An 18,731-nucleotide genomic window follows, 5' to 3' on the forward strand; every position below is an offset into this window, starting at 1 on the left:
ACAGATCGAAACTTCAGCGCAATGATCTACGCTTGCGCATCCGTCATCAACTCACGCTGATTCTCAACAGGCCCTAGAGCGCTTCACCGTTTCATGGAAACGGCGAAACGCTCTAACTCTTTGTTTTTACGCAATTCCGGACGGAAAACCGATCACACTTTTCCTGGAATTGCTCTAAAGCCGCGAAATCAGGTAGCGCAAGGCTGAGCGGCTCGGCATGAAGAAATAGCCGCCGCCCTTTGTCGTGACGAATTGCGGCATGTCCTTGAGCACGGTCACCTTTTCCCATGACGGGATCGAAAACCGGCCGCCGCCGTTGCGCGCGCCGATCGTCGGATCCTTCTCGCCGACAAGGCCCTGGAACGAGCTCGACGAGACCCAAGTCTGCTGGATGAACTCATATTGGCGCTCGATGTCGGCGTTGAGGCAGATGAAGAGCAGGCCCTTCTCGGTCTTGCCGCCCCTTTCCTTCTTCTCATAGGTGCGGCCGACACGCAGGATCCGGTGGCGCTTGCCGATCCTGATCTGCGTCTCGCGGTCCTCGCCAAGCGAATCGCGTGGATTGGAGCGACGTATGTGCGAGCCGAGCGGACAGGCGTGTCCCTGCGGATCCTCCGCGCCAAGCGCGAAATCATTGTCGGCGCCCCGGCTCGGGCGGCCGTTGGGATTGCGCACCAGCGAGCTGCCGTCCTGCCAGCGCCCGAGCATCTTGGCCGCGACCCAGCGCGGCGTAATAGCGGCATCGCCGGTCTCGGCGGCGGCCTGGGCGGCAGCGTTCCTGCAATAGTCGTCGAAGAGTTCGACATGCTGCTCGAACTGGCGCACCACCATGAAAGAGCCGTTGCGGCCGAAATCGCGCGGCGGCGGCGGCTGTCCAGGCACCTGGCGGTTGCGCCGTACCTGCGAGAGGATGCCGGTGCGGTCCTGCGCCGCCGCGACCGAGGGCGAAGCCGGGTAGAAACCGTGCTCGTCGCGATAGCCGAACAGGAATTCCCCGGGGGCGATCACATGCATGGGCGCCGCGCCCCGGTTGGCGCGCGCGGTGCCTCTGACGATCGGCTGCGAGACGCCATCGACGAAGCCGAAATGCTCGTAGGCGCGAAGCCGTCCCGGCTTGCCGTGCCTTGCGCCGTCGCCGCTTTTTTTCGGCTCCTCAGCGTCCGCGCCGTCCGGCTCTCGCTTGACCATAAGCGGCAGCTCGGCAACCAAAGACATCCCCGCATCCGCCGTCTGCCGTTTCATGGCCGCGATCTCGGTATTCAGCATAGCCGGCGTTTCTGTGTAACAGACAATGACGGCATCGACCCGTTTGTCGGGCGAACCCCACTGCCATTTCGCCGGGCCGTCGGGACCGGTATCATCGAGGATGCGGCTGCGCTCCGGTGTGCCCATGCCTTGGCGGAAGGCGACCGGGAACGTGTCCAGCGGATTGTTGTCGACACCGCCTTCCAGTCCGAGCCGGTGCAGGCCGTCGGGCCCGAAGGCCACGGTCATGGCACGGCCGACTGGCACGCCGTCGCCGAAACTTGTCTTGTCGATAACGAAGTCCAACCACGCTTTGCGCTTGTTTGCCGGCAGGCTTTCCGGCACCTGGATCGCAAGCATATGCGCATGACCGAGCGCGCCGAACGGGCCAAAGAAGATCGACTGGATTTCTCCGGATTCCAGCTCTTCGAGAGGGGTGGATGGAGGGGCAGCCGGCCCGGCCGCGTCCGCTGGCCGCGCTTGCGGACGCGGCAGCGAACCGAACAGGCTAAGCCAATCGCGCGCCTCGTTGCCGGTGGCCGAGGCAATGCCGCGCCTGATTCTCGAATTGGCCCGGATGCGTATGGTGTTGAGATGCGGATAGGCGGTGTACCAGAACAACGTCGGCACCTGCTGGCGCCGCGCCCAACGCTTGAAACGGTCGCCGTCGCGCGCTCCGTCGAGGAACAGCCAGCGCGTGCGGGGGTAGCCTAGCGTATTGCTCCACACGCCGGTCAGGCCCTCGGACGCTTTGGCGATGAAATCCTCAAGATAGCTTTCCCAGCTGCCGCCGTAGTTGGAGAAGAACACCAGCCTGTCGGTGCCGGGCAAAAGCACCCAGCGGGCGAAATGAATCGTATTGATGTTGGCGAGAAAGCCCGGCCTGAACACCTTCTGCGCCGCAATCGAGATCACGTAGAAGGAAAACCTGAGCGCCAGCCGCCGCAAGATGCCGGCCTTCATGGTCGAGATCGCCGTCAGATGGTTCTGCGCGGCAAGATCCTCATGGGCGAGGATTTTTTCCAGCGCCTTCGGCTCGATCGAGGCGGTTTGTGGCTGGTCACGGTCATCGAGGCGCTGCAATGCCCACAAGGCTATAAGCGCCAGCAGCGCCACCAAAATCAGCAACCCGGCAAATGCCAGCACTAGCGAGGTTACGGCTACGGCAATGCCGGTGAGCGAAATGTTGCTTATGCCGACAGGCCGGCCGAACACCAGATGATAGGTCATAAACCAGGAGGCAGCCAGAATGACTGCCACCGTCGCGAAAACCGGCGGCACCAGCAGCGTCGTCGTCAGAGCGCGTCCAAAACTGCCGGCCGGCTTTTCCAGCAGGCTTTCAGCCGGCTCGAACGCCCAGCCGAACTGTCCCAGGCACCGGACATGCCGGCGCGCCTCGGCAAGCACGTCCGGGGCATTGCCGTTGCCGGTGCGCGGCTTCTCGGCGATCTCGCGCACGCTGTCGGCAAGCTTGGCTTCGGCGAGGATGCGGCGGACGGAATGTCCAGGCGTGCCGGCGAAAACCAATCCGGCGGTACTGCCGAAAGAGGGCGATATCGCGATGTTGTGCTTCTTGAGGAAATCTTCGAGCGCACCGCCGTCCGGCAGGCCGCAGACATCCCTGAAGATCGGCCGCAGCCGGTGACCGATGGCTTGCGCGATGGCGGCAATGACATCGTCGGCGCTGCCGTCGCCTGAAATTTCAAACACCAGCATGCCGGTCTCGAGACCCGATCTGTCGTCCTTGCCGGTGGCGGCGACGGCGAGGCTGGTGAAATGGATGGTGCCGACCTTGTCGAGCGCCTCGCGGAGCTCGCCGCCGCAGGGATTGCCGAGGTCGCCGACTTTTTCGCGCACGGCATCCAGCGGCACGGTGCGGGTGATCGGGCAGACCACCGTCACCAGGGACTGCCCGACCGTGCGACAAAGCTGCGAGCGCTCGAAATCGACCTTGAGGCTTGCCGGATAGGCACCGACATCGGCCATCTTGCCGGCCCGCCCCGGCGCACGGGTCAGCTTCGGTTTGCTGAACAGGGCACGCACGCACTCGCCGATCTGGATGCGGGCGATCTCGGCGCCGATGCACAGATGGATGCCGTAGCCGAAAACCATGTAGTCGCGATGCGGCCGCGACGTATCGAACTCGTTTGGCCTCTGCACGATCTCCGGATCGAACATCGCCGAAAGCGTCGCCGGCATCACCACGGTACCGGCCTTCACCAGCCGTTCGCGGCGCGTACCCTTGCCGATGACCGCATCGCGCGCCGTGTAGCGCCACGGCCCGATCCAGATCGGCTTGAAGCGCATGGCCTCCAAAACCGCCCGGTCGAGCTTATCGGTGTCGTTGGCAGTGATCGCCGCGTCGACGGCCTGCCTTGCATCGGAACGTGACAGGATGACATCGAGGCAGTTGCCGCCGGCAAGCACATTGGTCGGCACAAATCCGGCAACCATGCCAAGCATGATGGAATGGATGTCGGGCTTGGACAGCCGTCCTTGGTCCATGAACGCGACGAGGCGCGCCAGCGGCCGGTCATCCTGTCCTGCCTTCTCCCTGATCGTGGCGATCGAACGGTCGATGATCTTGATCAGGCGGTCGCCGGCGACAACAGCAAGCTGGCGCGTCGTGGGGCTTGCGGTCGGATCGGAAAAGAACAGCGCGCTGAGCGCGATCGACCATTCGGCGAATTCGGTTTCATCGTCGATATCGAGGCCGAAATAGTCGCGGCAGATGCGCACCGGCACGATCTTCATCAGCCCGGCGATGGCATCGAAGCCGGGGCTGGCGCGGGTCATGATGTCGCGCGAATGGCGCTCGGCGATCGGCCTGACGGTGGCCTCGACCTCCGCCGGCGGAAAAGCGCTCAGCACCGCCGACTTCATCTGCCGATAGGCGGCGCCGTCCTGCATGCCGAGGATGAAATTCGAGCCCCGCGCCAGCTCGGTCATTTCCGGCCCGTAGGGTGTCTCGAACTCGTCGCCGCGCTCCAATATGTCGCGCACGTCGGCGCCCTTGGTGACGAGCAGGAAGTTGCCGAAGCCGACATTCGGCCGGAAACGGCGCAACAGCGCAAGCAGCCAGCGCGGGTCTCCCAACAGAAAGCCGGCGATGCGCGAGGCAATGCCCTTGGAGCCGCCGAGTCGGTTGATGTCGAATGGCGGCATGTCGACAACCGGCCGCTGGGCTTTCTGAGCCGCCCTCACGGCATCGAAATATTTTAACTTGATCATGCGCGTTCGAGCCCCCCGGCTGTCCACGTTGATACAATGCCGGCATTTTCTGGCCTAGGTTTGCATTGCTCCGGCGTATGTGAATTCGTTCACAGTTATTTGTCGTCGACGGCAGAGATCATGCCGCAGACTTGGCTTTCTCGAAGTTGGCGATCAGGACATTGTTCCTCGCCGGATCGACGAACGGTATCCAGCGTATGCGTTGCTCTGAGAAATCCGGGTGCCGGGTGGCGAAAATGGCAAGCTCGCGCGCCGCCTCGTCGCGGCGGCCGCTCCTGATCAGGGCGCCTATCTTGAGGAACCTGGCATAGAAGTAACCCGGCGACAGATTGAGCGAGCGCTCGGCGACGGCGATCGCCGCCTGCCAGTCCTCGACGAAACAATAGGCGGCCGCCAGCTCACCCAGATTGTGGAAGCGGTAGAGATCGAACGGGCTCAACCGCTCGGTATCGAGGAAGAACGGTATCGCGCCGGCCGCGTCGCCAAGCAGCAGTTGCGCGCTGCCCATGGCCGAGCGCGCAAAGGCGAAGCTAGGGTTGATGTGGATTGCCTCGGCAAGGTGCTCGGCCGCCAGGGCCGGCAGGCCGCGCATGATGTCGGCCGCGCCGAGATAGGCGTGCGGCCGGGCGTCGAGGCTGTCCATCAGCAACGCCTTGCGCGCCAGCGTTTCGACCTTTTCCAGATCGTCGCTGTCGCCGAAACGCAGCCATGCACGCCAGAAATACCACCAGGCAAGCTCGTTCAGCACGGCGCTCGAATTGGGATCCTCGCGATAGGCCTTGTCGAAGAATTCAAGCGCGATTTCGGTATCGCGGCGCGTGCGCCTGTTCATGTGCCAGCGGCCGCGCCGCACCAATTGCCAGGTCTCCAGGCTTTCCCACGGCACCTGGAAGGTGCGTGCCTGCTCGGCCCGGTCGACTTCCTTGTCGAGGATCGACACGATCTCACTGCCGATCTCGTCGCGCAGGCTGAAGATGTCACGCAGGTCGCGGTCGAAGCGCTGCGACCAGACAAGACGCCCGTTCGACGTATCGGTGAGCGAGGCGTTGAGGCGGATCTGGCGGTCGTAGCGTGTCAGCGTGCCGCTGACGATGTAGCGCGCGCCGAGCGCGTTGCCGATCAACCGGGTGCCCAGGCTGTCGTCACGGAACTGGAAGCTGGACCCTTTGGCGATCACGGAAAGCCAGCGCGTGTTGGAAAGGCCATAGATGATATCTTCGGAAATGCCGTCGGCCATATAGCCGACATCGGGCTCGGCCCCCTCGCCCCGGAACGGCAGCACGGCGATCGCCGGCGGGCCTTTTGCAAACGGCTTGTAGTGGCCGGGAGCGGTCGGAACCGTCGCGAATGCCATCGCGGCGGGGGCACCATTGCCGCCGCGCCCGGCAATCAGAACATGCACCGGCAAGGCGATGTTCTTCAGGCTGAATTCGCCGAGATCGGTGAACACAGCAGCGGTCTTGTCCTTCACATGGTGCCAGGTGGTTGCCGATATGGCAACGCCGTCATGCGGCGCGAATTCCTGAAGCCGGGCGGCGATGTTGACATCGTCGCCATAGAGACGGCCCTCGCGCACGATGACGTCGCCGGTGTTGATCCCGGCGCGAAACGGCATGCGCATGTCCTCGGCGACCGAGGTGTTCAGCATCACGATCTTTTCCTGGAAATCGAAGGCGGCGCGCAAGGCCTCGATCGGATTGCCGAACTCGGCCATGATGCTGTCGCCGGCGTCGCCGAAGGTGCGCCCGCCAAACGTGCCGCAGCTGTCGGCGATGATGTCGCGCCTTTCCTCGAAGGCGGCCACGGCGAGCTCGTCGTCGATACCCATCAGCCGCGAGAATCCCACGGCATCGATTGAAATGATTGTCGCGAGCTGACGGGTATAATTCCGTTCAGCCATGGTCGAGCCCCCAGTCCCTGCTTCCAGTCCAGATCAGGCGACTTGCGCTCAAAACACTTCGCCGTTTGCCGGCGAAAATCACCGGCAGGCTCGGCGCGCCATTGCCACCCTGTAATTATCGACAATTCTAGCAGGCTCTCGCCGAAAGCTCTACCACGAAGCGCTAATATGACGAATTCGCGTTCCAACGCATGGTTAGCCATTCGTTATGTAAGGAGCCACAGTCAAGTCGCGCCGTTGCGCATTGAAATCAAAAGATTTTGCTTGTTAAACCGTAGCGAATTGGTGCGCGCTCGACAGCATCGAGACAGGCGCCCCAAGAAGCGCTATTTTTGCGTTGCGGAACCAACCTGCATGTGTGCGAGTTTTTGAGCGCATTTCATGCCAACACAAGATTGAGGGGCAGTCCATGCGCATAGTTATTTTGGCGACCGGTATAGCAGCCTTGCTTGCCGGCGGACCGGCGTTCGCGGCGGACGACCAGGCGCTGCCGCCGCAAAATGCCAAGAAGCTCTCGGAAATCATCACCAAGGTCGAGCAGCGGACCGACTTCCGTTATGTGAAGGAGGTCGATTGGGACAGCGACGGCTATACCATCACCTACTACACGACCGACAAGGCCAAGGTCGAAATCACCTACGATCCGGTGACCGGCGAGCCGAAATAACCGCCCCAGCCTGCTTCGCCATTCCGCAAGGCCGCGGTTGCGCCTAGACTGAGCCGTCGAACCCGACATGGCCCGGAGGAAATATGCGGCGCCCCAACCGAGTGTTCGCTTGGTTCGTCCCCGCGCTGGTGCTGATGGCATCCGCGCCGGCCCTGGCGGACGGCCCCTCCTTCGACTGCCGTAAGGCGCAACTGCCGACCGAGAAGGCTATCTGCGCCGACCCGCAAATGTCGGCCATCGACGCTCTGGTCACCAAGGCCTATGGCGGCTTCGCACCGGCCTTCGGCGGCGACAAGCGCAAGATCGCCAGAGGACTGGCGGCGGACCGGAACGCCTGCAAGTCCGATGCCGCCTGCATCGTCAGCGCCCAGAACAACGCGCTGCAGACATACGGCTTCGCGCCGCATTGGGTGGAAGCCTACAATGAAGGACTGATCGGCAAGAAGGCGTTGAACACAGGAGCACGCGAACCCAAAAACGCCGACCAGTCCCTGCCCGCCTCGGTTGGCCAGTGCAGCGTGACGCATATCAAAACGCTTACAACGCGGCTCGGCGATGATCCGCTGGCCACCGCCCCGCCGGAAGGCGGCAGTGCCGCTACCTTCGCCAACGGCGGATCGGCGGTTTCTTATGATCGCGATGCGGGGCTGGCGGCTTCCATGGTCGGTGATCCCGTCGTGTTGTGTCTGATGTCGATCCCGAGGGACTGCCCTGAGGGCGATCTGCGCGGCAGGGTCTATTACGGCGTCAATCTAAGATTTCAAAACGCCTGGTGGGTGCTGCCGGACACCGAGCATCTGTGCGGCGGCGCTTGACGACAATCCGGCCAACGCGAGCCTCTCGTCCTCAGCCCTTGCATCGACACACCTTTGGTGGCTGACTGCGAGGCATAATTGCGGGCACGGGGGTGCATGGCAATGGTTGGCTATGTTCTGAAGCGCATTCTGATGGTGCTCACCGGCTATCTGGTGGCGGTGCTTGTCGGGCTGATCGCGATTGTCGTGCTCTATGTCGTTCTGAGCTCGCTGCCCGGCGCGCCCGGTTATTTCGATTTGATGCAGTTCACGCCGATTGCCGTGCTGGTGGTGCCGCCGCTCGGCATGTTCGTCTATTTCCTGACGATTATTCTGACCGGCTTGCAGGCCCTTATCTTTGCACTCATCGCCGAATTCTTTTCGCTGCGCAGCTTCTGGCTGCACATGCTGTTCGGCGCCATCGCCGCGGTCGCCGGTTTCATGCTGCTCTGGTCAGGCGCGCTGGACAGTTCGGAACGTTGGCCCGACACGGCCATCATTGCTGCGGCGGGCCTGGTGGCCGGTCTGATCTACTGGTTGATCGCCGGCCGCGACGCCGGCTTCCGGCGTCCGCTTATTGATCGCTAGAGAGCAATTCCAGGAAAACAGTTGCAACTGTTTTCCTGAAATTGCGGTTTTGTGGCCAACTGCGAAATTGATAAGCCTTAGCTTGACGGCGCGCGCACCGCTTCGGTCGCGTCAAGCGCCTGCATCAGCCTTGAATCGCGATCATAGACGTCGTCGAAATACTCGACCTTGCCGGACATGTCCGGCCATGCCGTGAAGTAGGCGACGTAGACCGGGATGACACGCGTGACATTCTCGGTCGAATGGCCATGGCTCAGCTTCTCGGCGATATCGTCGACCGTGGTGTCGAGCACCGCCGCCGCCATGCCGCGCGGATCCTGCAGGCGGACGCAGCCGTGGCTCAGCGCGCGCATATCGCGGGCGAAGAACGACTTCTGCGGCGTGTCATGCATGTAGATCGCATGCTTGTTGGGGAACAGGATCTTCAATTCGCCCAAAGCATTGGCCTCGCTCGGCTGCTGGCGCACGTTGAAGGGGATGTTGGAGCCATAGGCGCCCCAATTGACCGACGACGACGGAACCTGCCTGCCGCGGGCATCCGTCACCTCATAGCCGGCGCGATCCAGGTAACCCGGATCGCTGCGCAGCCGCGGCAGCATCTCGTTGACGATGATCGACTGCGGCACGCCCCAGAATGGATGGAAATCGACCTGCTTGATCTGGTTGTAGAAGAAGGCGGTCTGGTTGGCGACCCGGCCGATGACCGCGCGGGTCTTCAGCTTCTCCTCGCCATTGTCGATGTAGCTGGCGGTGAAGGCCGGCTGGTTGATGAAGACACGTGGACTGCCGAGATCGGACGGCAGCCAGCGCAGTTCCTCGAGCGCAACCTTGACCTTCTCGATCTTGTCGGCCTTCGAAGCACCGACATACAATGCCACGGTGCGCGGGCCGATGACGCCGTCGCCCTTCATGCCGGCTTTCACCTGCACTGCCTTGATGACCGGCACCAGTTCGGGATCGTACACCTCGCTCTTGCCGAGCCTGGCAAGGACTTCGCCGTAATTGCCGCCCATCTCGTCATCGAGATTGCGCGCAATAAGCGTCAGCAGTTTCGGCAGTTCGGGGCTGCTCTCACCGGGCTTCAGCAACAGCTTCTGGTCGATGACGATTTCGTTTTCCTCGCTGGCCTCCAACGCTTCGAGCTCGACACGCAACGCCTGGTATTCGGCGTTCTGCGGATGCCGCGATTCGAGATAGGTGCGCACTTCCTGGGTATGCGCCAAGGTCTTGAGCGCACCCTCGAGGTCGAACGGCTTTGCCGGAAAATCGTAATAGGCGGTCATGCGGTTGGGCTCGACGCGGCCGCTTTGGGCGTCCTGCGCATAGCGCAGCACGCGCGCCGACAGCGCCATTTCGAAGCGGACCAATTCCTTGCTGCGCTCTTGCGGGGTGGCGGTGGTCGCAGCCGCCGGGACATCGACATTGTAGTCGGCCGGCGTCAGTCCGTAGCTCGACGCTTCGCCGAGCACCCGCACCGCATCCTGCGCGCGGGCATTGGGCGCGTTGTCGCTCACCCAGATGAAATCCGGATTGGCCGAATAGTAGGCGACCAGCGCCTTGGCGATATCCGGCTCGGCGAAAAGCTCATAGTCGCTGAGACCAGCCAGCGCGTCATGGAACGCGTTACCGGCCGCCGACCGCACATAGGCTGCGTCTTGCGCCGAAGCCGGCTGTGGCGGCGTCGCCCCGATCAACGACGTGAAGTCGACGCGCACAAGCCTGTCGGCCTTATAGGTGTTGTAGGTCGGGCTGCTGATCCTGACGCTGGGACCGCCGCTGGGCTGGACCTTTCGCGGCTTGGGCGGCGGCGGAAATTCGCCTTGCGGATTGTGCCTTATGCCGCCGCCGAAGAGCATGTCGAACAGACCTTGAGCACTCGCCGGCTGCTGGCTGAAGGTAAGTGTGGCCGCAATAGCGAGCGGCACTGCGACTTGCTTGTTGCCGAGGAATTTCATGAAACACCCGTGCCGGTTGAAACCGGTTCCCGTTCCGCGCCGCTTGACGGTCTCGCCCACCGCATGGCGGATCTAAGGCGTGACTATACCGATTCATACCGATTTCGTTAAGCTTCCATAAATTTTCGCGGCCGTGTTGCAGAACGGTTTCACATCATTGTGAGACCCGCGGCGTCGATTGCCCCGGGTCTCTCGCAGTCAAAAAACGCTTCTGGAACAATCAGGCGTTGGCGCCGCCGTCGATGGTCAGCGAGGCTCCGGTGACGAAGCGACCTTCGGAACTAGCGAGCCACGCCACCATGCCGGCGATCTCGTCGGCCTCGCCGAAACGCGGCGTCGCCATCTTCTGACGCTGGTGCTCGGCATGCGGTCCATCGGCCGGATTCATATCGGTGTCGGTGGAGCCCGGATGGACGATGTTGGCGGTGATGCCGCGCGCGCCAAGGTCGCGCGCGAGCGCCTTGGTCAACCCGATCAACGCCGCCTTGCTGGTCGCATAGGCGCTGAGACCGGGGTCCATCACGCGCTCGGCCAGATTGCTGCCGATCGAGATGATCCTGCCGCCATCCTGCATGTAGCGGGCGGCCGCCTTCGAGGCGACGAACGGCGCCCTCAGATTGACCTCCATGCTTTCATCGAAGTCGGCGAGCGATAGCGTGTCGATCGGCGCCGCACGCCAGATGCCGGCGCTGTTGACCAGGATGTCCAGCCGGCCAAATGCAGCCATTGCCTGATCGACGGCCTTTTCCAGCGCCTGGGCGTTGCGGCCATCGGCCTTGATGGCGACAGCGCGCCCGCCGCCGGCCTCGATCTCATCGACAACGGCGCGCGCCTGCCCTTCGCCATTGACGTAGGTCAAGGCGACGCTCGCGCCGTCACGCGCCAGCCGCCTGGCGACGGCGGCACCTATGCCGCGGCTGCCGCCAGTGACGAATGCGACCTTGCCGGCAAGCTGTTTTGAAGACATCGATTTCTCCTTTTCTGTAGTGATCGATACATAAATACCTGTCAGCCTTGCCTGCCGCCGTCAAGTGAATTATGTATCGATCAGCACAGAAAAGAAGCGCCATGTCAGACAGAGGTCGTCCTCGCAGTTTCGATCGAACCGCGGCCTTGCGGCAGGCGATGGAGCTGTTTTGGGCCAAGGGCTATGAGGGAACGTCAATCGCCGATCTGACTGCGGCGATGGGCATCGGTTCACCCAGCCTCTATGCCGCGTTCGGCAGCAAGGAGGCGCTGTTCCTTGAAGCGACCGAATATTACACGCAGGCCGAAGGCACCGAAATCTGGGCAGCACTCGACAAGGCGCCGACGGCTTGCAAGGCGGTCGAGAATTTCCTGCGCCAGACAGCCAGGGCCTATTCGCAGAGCGACCGCCCGCAGGGCTGCCTCATCGCGCTCGGCGCGCTGCATGAGGACTCAAGCAGCGGCGCGATCTGCGATGATTTGCGACGCCGCCGGGCGGAGAACCGGACCGCCTTGCTGCGCCGGCTCGAACGCGCCGTGGCGGAAGGCGAATTGCCGGCAGGCTTCGACAGCGGCACGGCGGCAACCTTCTACGCTACGGTCCAGCACGGCATGTCGATACAGGCGCGCGACGGCGCCTCGCGCGCCGCGCTTCTGGCCACGGTGGCCGGCGCTATGGCGGCTTGGCAGGGGCTGGCCGGAACGACGTGACAAACAGCTGGCGTTGTGCTGGAAATCCGCTCGATGCGAAAAAGCGCAGGGAGGATCGTCGATGAAAAAAGGGTATCGCCAGTTGCTCGACGAGGCCAATGCCGAGATCGAAGTCGTGTCGCCGGAGGAAGCGGCCTCGTTGCTGGAGGATGACGGCACGATCTTTGTCGACCTGCGCGATCCCCGCGAGGTCGAACGCGATGGCCAGATCCCCGGCGCCAAGCATGTCACGCGCGGCATGCTGGAATTCTGGATCGATCCGGAAAGCCCCTACCACAAGCCGTTCTTCGCTAGCGGCAAGACCTTTGTGTTCTTTTGCGCCGGTGGCTGGCGCTCGGCGCTTGCCACCAAGACCGCGCAGGACATGGGCCTGACGCCGGTCAAGCACATACTCGGCGGTTACACCGCTTGGAAAGCGGCCGGCCTGCCGGTCGAGTCGGCAAAGAAGAAGGCCGGCTGATCGGCTAAAAACCTAGTGTAAAGTCGCGTCGCGCTGCTCGGTCACGAAACCCACGGCGCGCTTGACGACGTCCTTGTCGGCCAGGATGCGGCGATGGCCAAGACCGTCGGCCCAATGCAGGCGCACATGCTCGCCAGCGCCGGCATATCGCCTGGCATGGTCGGCGTGCACTTCGCGATCGTCGGGCGCATGGATGATCAGCGTCGGTACGGATGCTGCGGCAAGCTGACGGTCGCCGGTGAATTCGCTGAGCGGCCGGCCAGACAGATGCTTCACCCGGTCCGCCATGGCGACCCGCGAGCGCGGCCCGACATTCATCATGTCGCTGAAATCGTCGAAGATCGCCGGCAGCGAGCTCGGCGCGGCGATCAGCACCAGCTTTTGCGCCGCGAGCGGCGGCATGCCCTTGACCGAGGCCGCGACGGCATTGGCGGCGATGGCGCCGCCGAACGAATGGCCGACGACGGCGGCAAACGGACCGAACCATTCGCCGGCGACCCGCGCTGCATCCACCGCATTGACCATGTTGAGATGGCGTCCGAGCGAATGGCCGTGACCCGGCAGGTCGAGCGAGACGACCTTGTAGCCGGCACCGCGAAACCCTTCGATCAGGCTGCGCATATATTCGGTGCGCGAGCGCCAGCCATGGATGACCAGCACCGTGCCGCGCGCCTCCCTGCCCGGTTCCGGCCGGAATTCATGCACCGCAACGCAATCTTTCCTGGTTTTCAGCCGGTGATGGCGCGCTTCGGCCATGAAGCCGGCGGCACGTTCCACAGCTCGGCGCTCGCCGTCGCTCAGCGATTTGGCGTTGGGTGTGCGGCAAAACAATTCGAAGGCGGCGCGGCCGCTGAGACGCGGCACGACATGCTCGGCGGCGCCAAAGACGCCGCGGATGACCTTCAATCCAAATGATGCCATATTGGCGATCCATCCATTCGTTCAAGCATGAACATAATAGTTCAAACATGAACATTAAACAAGAGCTGCCCTGGGACAACCCGCGCTTCCGCAACTGGGTTGCGGTGGCGCGCGCCTGCCATGTGCTGGAGCGCACGCTGGCTGTAAAACTCGCGCCGCTCGACCTGAAGCCCGCTCAACTCGACGTGCTGATGAACCTCTACCGACACCCCGGCATGTCGCAGCACGACCTCGCCCGCAAGCTTTTGGTCGGCCGCTCCAACATCACCATGCTGTTGCCGCAACTGGAAGCCCGCGGCCTGTTGCGGCGCGAGGGTGACGAGAAGGACAAGCGCGTGCTGCGGCTTAGTCTCACCGAAGCCGGCGAGGCTTTGCTGATGCGGGCGCTGAAGGTGCATATGGCGCTGATCGAAAAAGCGATGAGCCAGTCGACGCCGGAGCAATGCGATATGATCGGCGAGCAGATGCGCAAGATCTACGACGTGCTGAAGGACGCCTGACTTATAGGTTTGCTGAATTTGGCACGGGTGTGCCGAGATTTCGGTCAGGCCGAGTCGAAAATGGTGGCTTCCGAGAACCGGAGCGGAGCGTACTAAAGTACGTGAGGACCGGAAGCGCAGGAGGCCGGCATTTGCAGGCCGGCCTCACCGAAATATCGGTGCACCCGTCACCACATGGTTTTCTTCGCCCGTTCCGGCCATTCTCTGTCGTACGCGTCGCCATCAATATTCTTGCGGCTGGTGACCTCGAGGATCTGTCCGGGCGTCGGCAGCGACTTCGGATCGACATGCTTCGCCGAATTCCACAGCTCCGAGCGCACGATGGCGCGGGCGCACTGGAAGTAAACGGTATCGATCGCAATGACGGTCACCGACCGGGCCGGCTTGCCGTCGACGATGAACGATGCGCAAAGCTCCGGATCGGTGGTGATGTGGGCGCGGCCGTTGATGCGCAGCGTCGTGCCCGAGCCCGGAACGAGAAACAGCAGGCCGACGCGCGGATCGCGAATGATGTTCTTCAGCGAATCGGCACGGTTGTTGCCGCGCCTGTCGGGCATCATCAGCGTCTTGTCGTCCACCATGCGCACGAAGCCCGCGAGATCGCCGCGCGGCGAGCAATCCAGCCCTTCCGGTCCGCTGGTCGCCAACGCCACGAAGGGCGACGCCTCGATAAAGGCGGCGTATTCGGGAATCACATGGTCGAGTTCCTTGACGATCGAGGCCTCGCCCGGCAGGCCGTAAAGGGCTTCGAGCTGTTCGACCGATGTGATAAGCGACATTTTTCGTCCTCCGAACCTTTGCCGGCGCTACGCCAAGTCGATGACGGTTTGACGACAAATGCCAAGCTAGCGATCCCGGCTGAGCCCCTTCTCGGCAAGCTCGGCCAGATAGGCATTCCAGCGTTCGTCCTTTTCATGACCGAGCGTATGCAGGTAATTCCAGGTGAAGATGCCGGTGTCGTGGAAATCGTCGAAGGTGATGCGCACCGCATAGTTGCCGACCGGCTCGATCTTGAGGATCGCGACATTGCGCTTGCCGGGCACCGTCACGCGCTGATCCGGCGAGTGCCCCTGGACTTCGGCCGAGGGCGACGCGACGCGAAGCAATTCCGCCGGCAGTTCGAACGGCTGATGGCCGGGAAAGGTCACGGTGAGCAGCTTGCGGTCCTTCGAGACCCGCAGTTCCTTCGGCGCCGTCATGATTGATCCTGTTTCGATAGCGCCCTTCCCCTACGCTGCTTCGCGGGACGCGGGAAGGCATTTGAGGGCGGCCGACAGAGAATGTCGGTCGGGGAATGTTACCAAAGATCAAGACCTTCTATCTTGAATGCGGCATTGGATCGTATCACATAGCTGTATATAACGACGCCGCCCAAGGCCACGGAAACGCTTGATGAACATGATCGACCCATTCGGCCGCACGATCAGCTACCTGCGCGTGTCGGTCACCGACCGCTGCGATTTCCGTTGCACCTATTGCATGGCCGAAGACATGACCTTCCTGCCGAAGAAGGACCTGCTCTCGCTTGAAGAACTCGATCGGCTCTGCACCGTTTTCATCGAAAAGGGCGTCAGGAAGCTCAGGCTGACCGGCGGCGAACCGCTGGTACGCAAGAACATCATGCATCTGGTGCGTCAGCTGTCGCGGCATCTGGAGAGCGGTGCGCTGGAAGAATTGACACTGACCACCAACGGCTCGCAGCTGTCGCGCTTTGCCGCCGAGCTCGCCGATTGCGGCGTCAAGCGCATCAACGTCTCGCTCGACACGCTCGATGCCGACAAATTCCACCAGATCACCCGCTGGGGCAATCTCGGCAAGGTTATGGAAGGCATCGACGCGGCGCAGAAGGCCGGGCTGCAGATCAAGCTCAATGCGGTCGCCCTGCGCGACTTCAACGACGCCGAGATCCCCGAACTGATGCGTTGGGCGCATGGCCGCGGCATGGACCTCACCCTCATCGAGACCATGCCGATGGGCGAGATCGAGGCCGACCGCACCGATCAGTACCTGCCGCTATCGCTGCTGCGCGCCTCGCTGGAGCGTCAGTTCACGCTCGCCGACATCCCTTACAAGACCGGCGGCCCCGCTCGCTACGCCCACGTCGCCGAGACCGGCGGCAAGCTCGGCTTCATCACGCCGATGACCCACAATTTCTGCGAAAGCTGCAACCGCGTGCGGCTGACCTGCACCGGCACGCTCTATATGTGCCTCGGCCAGGAAGACGCGGCCGATCTCAGGGCGCCGCTACGCGCTTCGGAAGGCAATGAGCTGGTCGGCGCTGCCATCGACGAGGCGATCGGGCGCAAGCCCAAGGGCCATGATTTCATCATCGACCGCCGCACCAGCCGTCCTTCGGTGTCGCGGCATATGAGCGTCACCGGCGGCTGATTTTTCCATTGATTGGTTGGTGATTACTTTTGGTCATCGCCCGAATGGGCGGGTGACATTCTTGCGGTCTCACACCGGTCATCCACGGCCACGTCAATCCCTTCGGCCGTTTCGACCTCGACCTGGTCTCTTTATTAATCTGTCGCAAAAGCTAATTTCACTTGGGATTTTGCCATAGGATGCATCGGGGGTTGATGATGAGCATGATTGGCCGGATCCTTGCATTTGCGGTCACGCTTTTCTGCCCTGTCGCAGGTTCCCTAGCGAATGAGGCAAGGCCCTACGTCAAGGTCGAGGTGCCATATGCCACACAATCAAAGCTACAACGATTTGATCTATATACGCCTTCTGTAGGCAGAGGTCCGTTTCCGGTCGTGGTGTGGATTCACGGCGGGAACTTCTACGGCGGCGACAAGAGTGCCATGCCGCATGTCGATCGCGGCCCTATCCCGACTAAGCCGAATGAGGAACCCTACCAGATACAGGTGCCGGATGTGGCGGCGCTCACACGGATGGGATATGCAGTCGTCAGCTTGAACTACCGCCTGGGTGGCCCCAGTTGGGCAGCTGCGATGTTGAACGCCATTTCTGATGGGAAGGCTGCGGTTCGCTATCTGCATGCCAATGCTGATGCGCTTCATATCGATCCGACGCGTATCGCCGTGTGGGGCAATTCGGCTGGGGGCTTCATAGCGGAAGCGCTTGGACTCACCGGAGATCAACCGAGCCCCTTCGACAATGCCGCGAGCGCAAACGTTTCAAGCGATGTGCGGGCGGTAATCGTTTGCTTCGGAGCAGAGAACACCCTTTCTCGATCCATCATGCAAATGGAGCCTTACATAGGCACAGCCATGACCGTACCGCCTTTCCTGATCGTCAATGGCGATCGCGACAACATTGTCACGGCTGCGGACGCGCGCCGGTTGCATGATGCACTGATCAGCCACGGTTGGTCATCAACGCTTACAATCGTGAAGGGAGCAGGACATGAGGATCCCTCTTTCATGAAAACGCAAATGCAGCCTGCTTTCGATTTTTTGCTACGCGCACTTGGGACTTGAAAATCGTTTGTGACATGTCGCGGAAATCCTGACTTTGCGACGGAAACGCCAAATATCAGGCAGTCCGGCCACAGAGGAATTTTTCGGCGAAGCATGTTTCCCAAGCAGGCAGGAAGACGCGGCTCAGGGCGTCGCTGCGGTCTTCGGAAGGCAACGGCGCGGCCACCGACGAGGCGACCGGGTGCAAGCCCAAGGGCCATGACTTCATTATCGACCGCCGCCCCAGCCGTCCTTCGGTGTCGCGGCACATGAGCGTCACCGGCGGCTGATTTTTTCGAGCGATTGGTGCATGATCACTCCTGGTCATCGACCAGAGGGTACAATGCAACCTATCCATCGCATCGGCTTGTCATCATTCTCCGCGCTTCTGTTTCTGTCGACGAATATGGCCACAACGGCGCTTGCCAAGCCGTTCACCTATGTCAATGCGCGCTTCAGCACGGTGTGCACGTTCCCGGACCAGATTTTCACCGGGCGCATGCCCGAGCCGGAAAATGGCGACGGCCTGGAATGGCATAGCGCCGACGGCGCCAGCGTGGCGTGCTACGGCAGCTACAATGCGCTCGACGCCACGCCGAAGAGCCTCGTTGAGAATGAGAAGGCCAGCCCCGACCCGGGCGAGAAAGTCACTTACTCCAAAACCGGCAAGAACTGGGCGGTGCTGTCTGGAACCAAGGGCGACAACATCTTCTACGAGCGGTCCGTGTTTGGCAAAGAGGACGTCATCCACACCGTCTTCATCCAGTATCCAGCGGCGCTCAAGGCGAAATACGACCCGCTGGTCGGCGCCATCGCCGCCAGCCTGCACGAGGCGTCCGGGCCACACTGGAAATAAACCTTACGCAAGGTCGCGAGCCCCGATTTACCACGCGCTTTTTCCAGCCTAGCGTGTTGCCGCGGTTTTGGCTCTATGGGGGAATCCACATGCATAAATTCATGCTTACAGTTGGCATGCTTGCGGTTGCTTGCCTGCCGGCGGCAGCCCAATCTATCGGCGGCACGTACACCGTTGCGGGGACCAACTTCGATGGCTCGAAATATGGCGGCGAGGCGACGATCACGCTGACCAGCGACACGACCTGCAAAATCCATTGGGAAACCGGCGGCTCGACCTCGGATGGCATCTGCATGCGTAATGACGATGCCTTTTCCGCCGGCTATGCCATGGGCAAGGAAATCGGTCTTGTCGTCTACAAGATGGAGAAAGACGGCTCGCTGCACGGGTTGTGGACAATCGCCGGCCAGGACGGGAACGGCACCGAAGTGCTGACGCCGAAATAGGCCTTCGACACCGCTATAAATCGATCTGTTGGGCCGCGGAGAACATCTGTGGCCCATTTCTTT

General features: G+C 62.1%; 17 protein-coding genes and 1 pseudogene. 11 read left to right on the plus strand and 7 right to left on the minus strand.

The window, feature by feature from the left end:
• Positions 1 to 174: 174 nt before the first annotated feature.
• Both AB6802_RS12820 and AB6802_RS12825 read right to left on the minus strand, forming a co-directional pair.
• Complete coding sequence (locus AB6802_RS12820) at positions 175 to 4,476, minus strand: cytochrome P450 (RefSeq protein ID WP_371010479.1); 4,302 nt, start codon at positions 4,474 to 4,476, stop codon at positions 175 to 177.
• A 118-nt stretch (positions 4,477 to 4,594) separates the two neighbouring features.
• Complete coding sequence (locus tag AB6802_RS12825; protein ID WP_371010480.1) at positions 4,595 to 6,376, minus strand: adenylate/guanylate cyclase domain-containing protein; 1,782 nt, start codon at positions 6,374 to 6,376, stop codon at positions 4,595 to 4,597.
• Between the two features lie 409 nt (positions 6,377 to 6,785).
• Between AB6802_RS12825 and AB6802_RS12830 the strand changes: the two genes are divergently transcribed.
• From AB6802_RS12830 to AB6802_RS12840, 3 genes are all read left to right on the plus strand, one after another.
• Positions 6,786 to 7,043, plus strand: coding sequence for a PepSY domain-containing protein (locus AB6802_RS12830; protein WP_371010481.1), 258 nt, complete (start codon positions 6,786 to 6,788; stop codon positions 7,041 to 7,043).
• 83 nt (positions 7,044 to 7,126) lie between these two features.
• On the plus strand, positions 7,127 to 7,858 hold the full coding sequence (locus AB6802_RS12835) for a lysozyme inhibitor LprI family protein (protein ID WP_371010482.1): 732 nt from the start codon (positions 7,127 to 7,129) through the stop codon (positions 7,856 to 7,858).
• A 102-nt stretch (positions 7,859 to 7,960) separates the two neighbouring features.
• Positions 7,961 to 8,425, plus strand: a complete 465-nt coding sequence (locus AB6802_RS12840) for a hypothetical protein (protein ID WP_371010483.1) — start codon at positions 7,961 to 7,963, stop codon at positions 8,423 to 8,425.
• A gap of 77 nt (positions 8,426 to 8,502) precedes the next feature.
• Here the strand turns inward: AB6802_RS12840 and AB6802_RS12845 are convergent, their stop codons facing one another.
• Both AB6802_RS12845 and AB6802_RS12850 read right to left on the minus strand, forming a co-directional pair.
• Positions 8,503 to 10,380 (minus strand): murein L,D-transpeptidase, encoded by a 1,878-nt coding sequence (locus AB6802_RS12845; RefSeq protein ID WP_371010484.1) that lies wholly within the window; start codon positions 10,378 to 10,380, stop codon positions 8,503 to 8,505.
• 220 nt (positions 10,381 to 10,600) lie between these two features.
• Positions 10,601 to 11,347 carry a 3-oxoacyl-ACP reductase family protein gene (locus AB6802_RS12850; RefSeq protein WP_371010485.1) on the minus strand — a complete coding sequence of 249 codons (747 nt, stop codon included), beginning with the start codon at positions 11,345 to 11,347 and terminating at the stop codon, positions 10,601 to 10,603.
• Positions 11,348 to 11,448: 101 nt separating this feature from the next.
• Between AB6802_RS12850 and AB6802_RS12855 the strand changes: the two genes are divergently transcribed.
• Positions 11,449 to 12,057: a TetR/AcrR family transcriptional regulator gene (locus tag AB6802_RS12855; protein ID WP_371010486.1), complete on the plus strand. Its 609-nt coding sequence runs from the start codon at positions 11,449 to 11,451 to the stop codon at positions 12,055 to 12,057.
• Positions 12,058 to 12,118: 61 nt separating this feature from the next.
• Positions 12,119 to 12,517, plus strand: a complete 399-nt coding sequence (locus AB6802_RS12860) for a rhodanese-like domain-containing protein (protein ID WP_371010487.1) — start codon at positions 12,119 to 12,121, stop codon at positions 12,515 to 12,517.
• A gap of 12 nt (positions 12,518 to 12,529) precedes the next feature.
• On the opposite strand, the gene AB6802_RS12865 is transcribed toward AB6802_RS12860, so the two are convergent.
• Positions 12,530 to 13,438 (minus strand): alpha/beta hydrolase, encoded by a 909-nt coding sequence (locus tag AB6802_RS12865; RefSeq protein ID WP_371010488.1) that lies wholly within the window; start codon positions 13,436 to 13,438, stop codon positions 12,530 to 12,532.
• A 47-nt stretch (positions 13,439 to 13,485) separates the two neighbouring features.
• Between AB6802_RS12865 and AB6802_RS12870 the strand changes: the two genes are divergently transcribed.
• The gene (locus AB6802_RS12870; protein WP_371010489.1) at positions 13,486 to 13,938 is read left to right on the plus strand and encodes a MarR family winged helix-turn-helix transcriptional regulator; all 453 of its coding nucleotides are present in this window, start codon (positions 13,486 to 13,488) and stop codon (positions 13,936 to 13,938) included.
• A 167-nt stretch (positions 13,939 to 14,105) separates the two neighbouring features.
• Here the strand turns inward: AB6802_RS12870 and AB6802_RS12875 are convergent, their stop codons facing one another.
• Complete coding sequence (locus AB6802_RS12875; protein ID WP_371010490.1) at positions 14,106 to 14,717, minus strand: pyridoxamine 5'-phosphate oxidase family protein; 612 nt, start codon at positions 14,715 to 14,717, stop codon at positions 14,106 to 14,108.
• Between the two features lie 66 nt (positions 14,718 to 14,783).
• Positions 14,784 to 15,137: a gamma-butyrobetaine hydroxylase-like domain-containing protein gene (locus AB6802_RS12880; RefSeq protein ID WP_095805855.1), complete on the minus strand. Its 354-nt coding sequence runs from the start codon at positions 15,135 to 15,137 to the stop codon at positions 14,784 to 14,786.
• Positions 15,138 to 15,330: 193 nt separating this feature from the next.
• Between AB6802_RS12880 and moaA the strand changes: the two genes are divergently transcribed.
• The 5 genes and pseudogenes from moaA (at position 15,331) to AB6802_RS12905 (ending at position 18,668) form a co-directional block, all read left to right on the plus strand.
• The gene (gene moaA, locus AB6802_RS12885; RefSeq protein WP_371010491.1) at positions 15,331 to 16,326 is read left to right on the plus strand and encodes a GTP 3',8-cyclase MoaA; all 996 of its coding nucleotides are present in this window, start codon (positions 15,331 to 15,333) and stop codon (positions 16,324 to 16,326) included.
• Between the two features lie 197 nt (positions 16,327 to 16,523).
• Positions 16,524 to 17,387, plus strand: coding sequence for a prolyl oligopeptidase family serine peptidase (locus tag AB6802_RS12890; protein WP_371010492.1), 864 nt, complete (start codon positions 16,524 to 16,526; stop codon positions 17,385 to 17,387).
• A gap of 122 nt (positions 17,388 to 17,509) precedes the next feature.
• A pseudogene (locus AB6802_RS12895) lies at positions 17,510 to 17,656 on the plus strand (GTP 3',8-cyclase MoaA); the annotation flags it as partial.
• Between the two features lie 53 nt (positions 17,657 to 17,709).
• The gene (locus AB6802_RS12900) at positions 17,710 to 18,222 is read left to right on the plus strand and encodes a hypothetical protein (protein ID WP_371010493.1); all 513 of its coding nucleotides are present in this window, start codon (positions 17,710 to 17,712) and stop codon (positions 18,220 to 18,222) included.
• Positions 18,223 to 18,311: 89 nt separating this feature from the next.
• Positions 18,312 to 18,668, plus strand: coding sequence for a hypothetical protein (locus tag AB6802_RS12905; protein WP_371010494.1), 357 nt, complete (start codon positions 18,312 to 18,314; stop codon positions 18,666 to 18,668).
• Positions 18,669 to 18,731 lie beyond the last annotated feature (63 nt).

The organism is Mesorhizobium sp. RCC_202 (genome assembly GCF_041355295.1).
Classification (GTDB): domain Bacteria; phylum Pseudomonadota; class Alphaproteobacteria; order Rhizobiales; family Rhizobiaceae; genus Mesorhizobium.

Coding starts and splice junctions, on each gene's coding strand:
- AB6802_RS12855 (WP_371010486.1), top strand. CDS start 11,449: ATGTCAGACAGAGGTCGTCCTCGCAGTTTCGATCGAACCGCGGCCTTG.
- AB6802_RS12865 (WP_371010488.1), bottom strand. CDS start 13,438: ATGGCATCATTTGGATTGAAGGTCATCCGCGGCGTCTTTGGCGCCGCC.
- AB6802_RS12850 (WP_371010485.1), bottom strand. CDS start 11,347: ATGTCTTCAAAACAGCTTGCCGGCAAGGTCGCATTCGTCACTGGCGGC.
- AB6802_RS12820 (WP_371010479.1), bottom strand. CDS start 4,476: ATGATCAAGTTAAAATATTTCGATGCCGTGAGGGCGGCTCAGAAAGCC.
- AB6802_RS12860 (WP_371010487.1), top strand. CDS start 12,119: ATGAAAAAAGGGTATCGCCAGTTGCTCGACGAGGCCAATGCCGAGATC.
- AB6802_RS12905 (WP_371010494.1), top strand. CDS start 18,312: ATGCATAAATTCATGCTTACAGTTGGCATGCTTGCGGTTGCTTGCCTG.
- AB6802_RS12875 (WP_371010490.1), bottom strand. CDS start 14,717: ATGTCGCTTATCACATCGGTCGAACAGCTCGAAGCCCTTTACGGCCTG.
- AB6802_RS12830 (WP_371010481.1), top strand. CDS start 6,786: ATGCGCATAGTTATTTTGGCGACCGGTATAGCAGCCTTGCTTGCCGGC.
- AB6802_RS12845 (WP_371010484.1), bottom strand. CDS start 10,380: ATGAAATTCCTCGGCAACAAGCAAGTCGCAGTGCCGCTCGCTATTGCG.
- AB6802_RS12870 (WP_371010489.1), top strand. CDS start 13,486: ATGAACATTAAACAAGAGCTGCCCTGGGACAACCCGCGCTTCCGCAAC.
- AB6802_RS12900 (WP_371010493.1), top strand. CDS start 17,710: ATGCAACCTATCCATCGCATCGGCTTGTCATCATTCTCCGCGCTTCTG.
- AB6802_RS12835 (WP_371010482.1), top strand. CDS start 7,127: ATGCGGCGCCCCAACCGAGTGTTCGCTTGGTTCGTCCCCGCGCTGGTG.
- AB6802_RS12880 (WP_095805855.1), bottom strand. CDS start 15,137: ATGACGGCGCCGAAGGAACTGCGGGTCTCGAAGGACCGCAAGCTGCTC.
- AB6802_RS12825 (WP_371010480.1), bottom strand. CDS start 6,376: ATGGCTGAACGGAATTATACCCGTCAGCTCGCGACAATCATTTCAATC.
- AB6802_RS12890 (WP_371010492.1), top strand. CDS start 16,524: ATGAGCATGATTGGCCGGATCCTTGCATTTGCGGTCACGCTTTTCTGC.
- AB6802_RS12840 (WP_371010483.1), top strand. CDS start 7,961: ATGGTTGGCTATGTTCTGAAGCGCATTCTGATGGTGCTCACCGGCTAT.
- moaA (WP_371010491.1), top strand. CDS start 15,331: ATGAACATGATCGACCCATTCGGCCGCACGATCAGCTACCTGCGCGTG.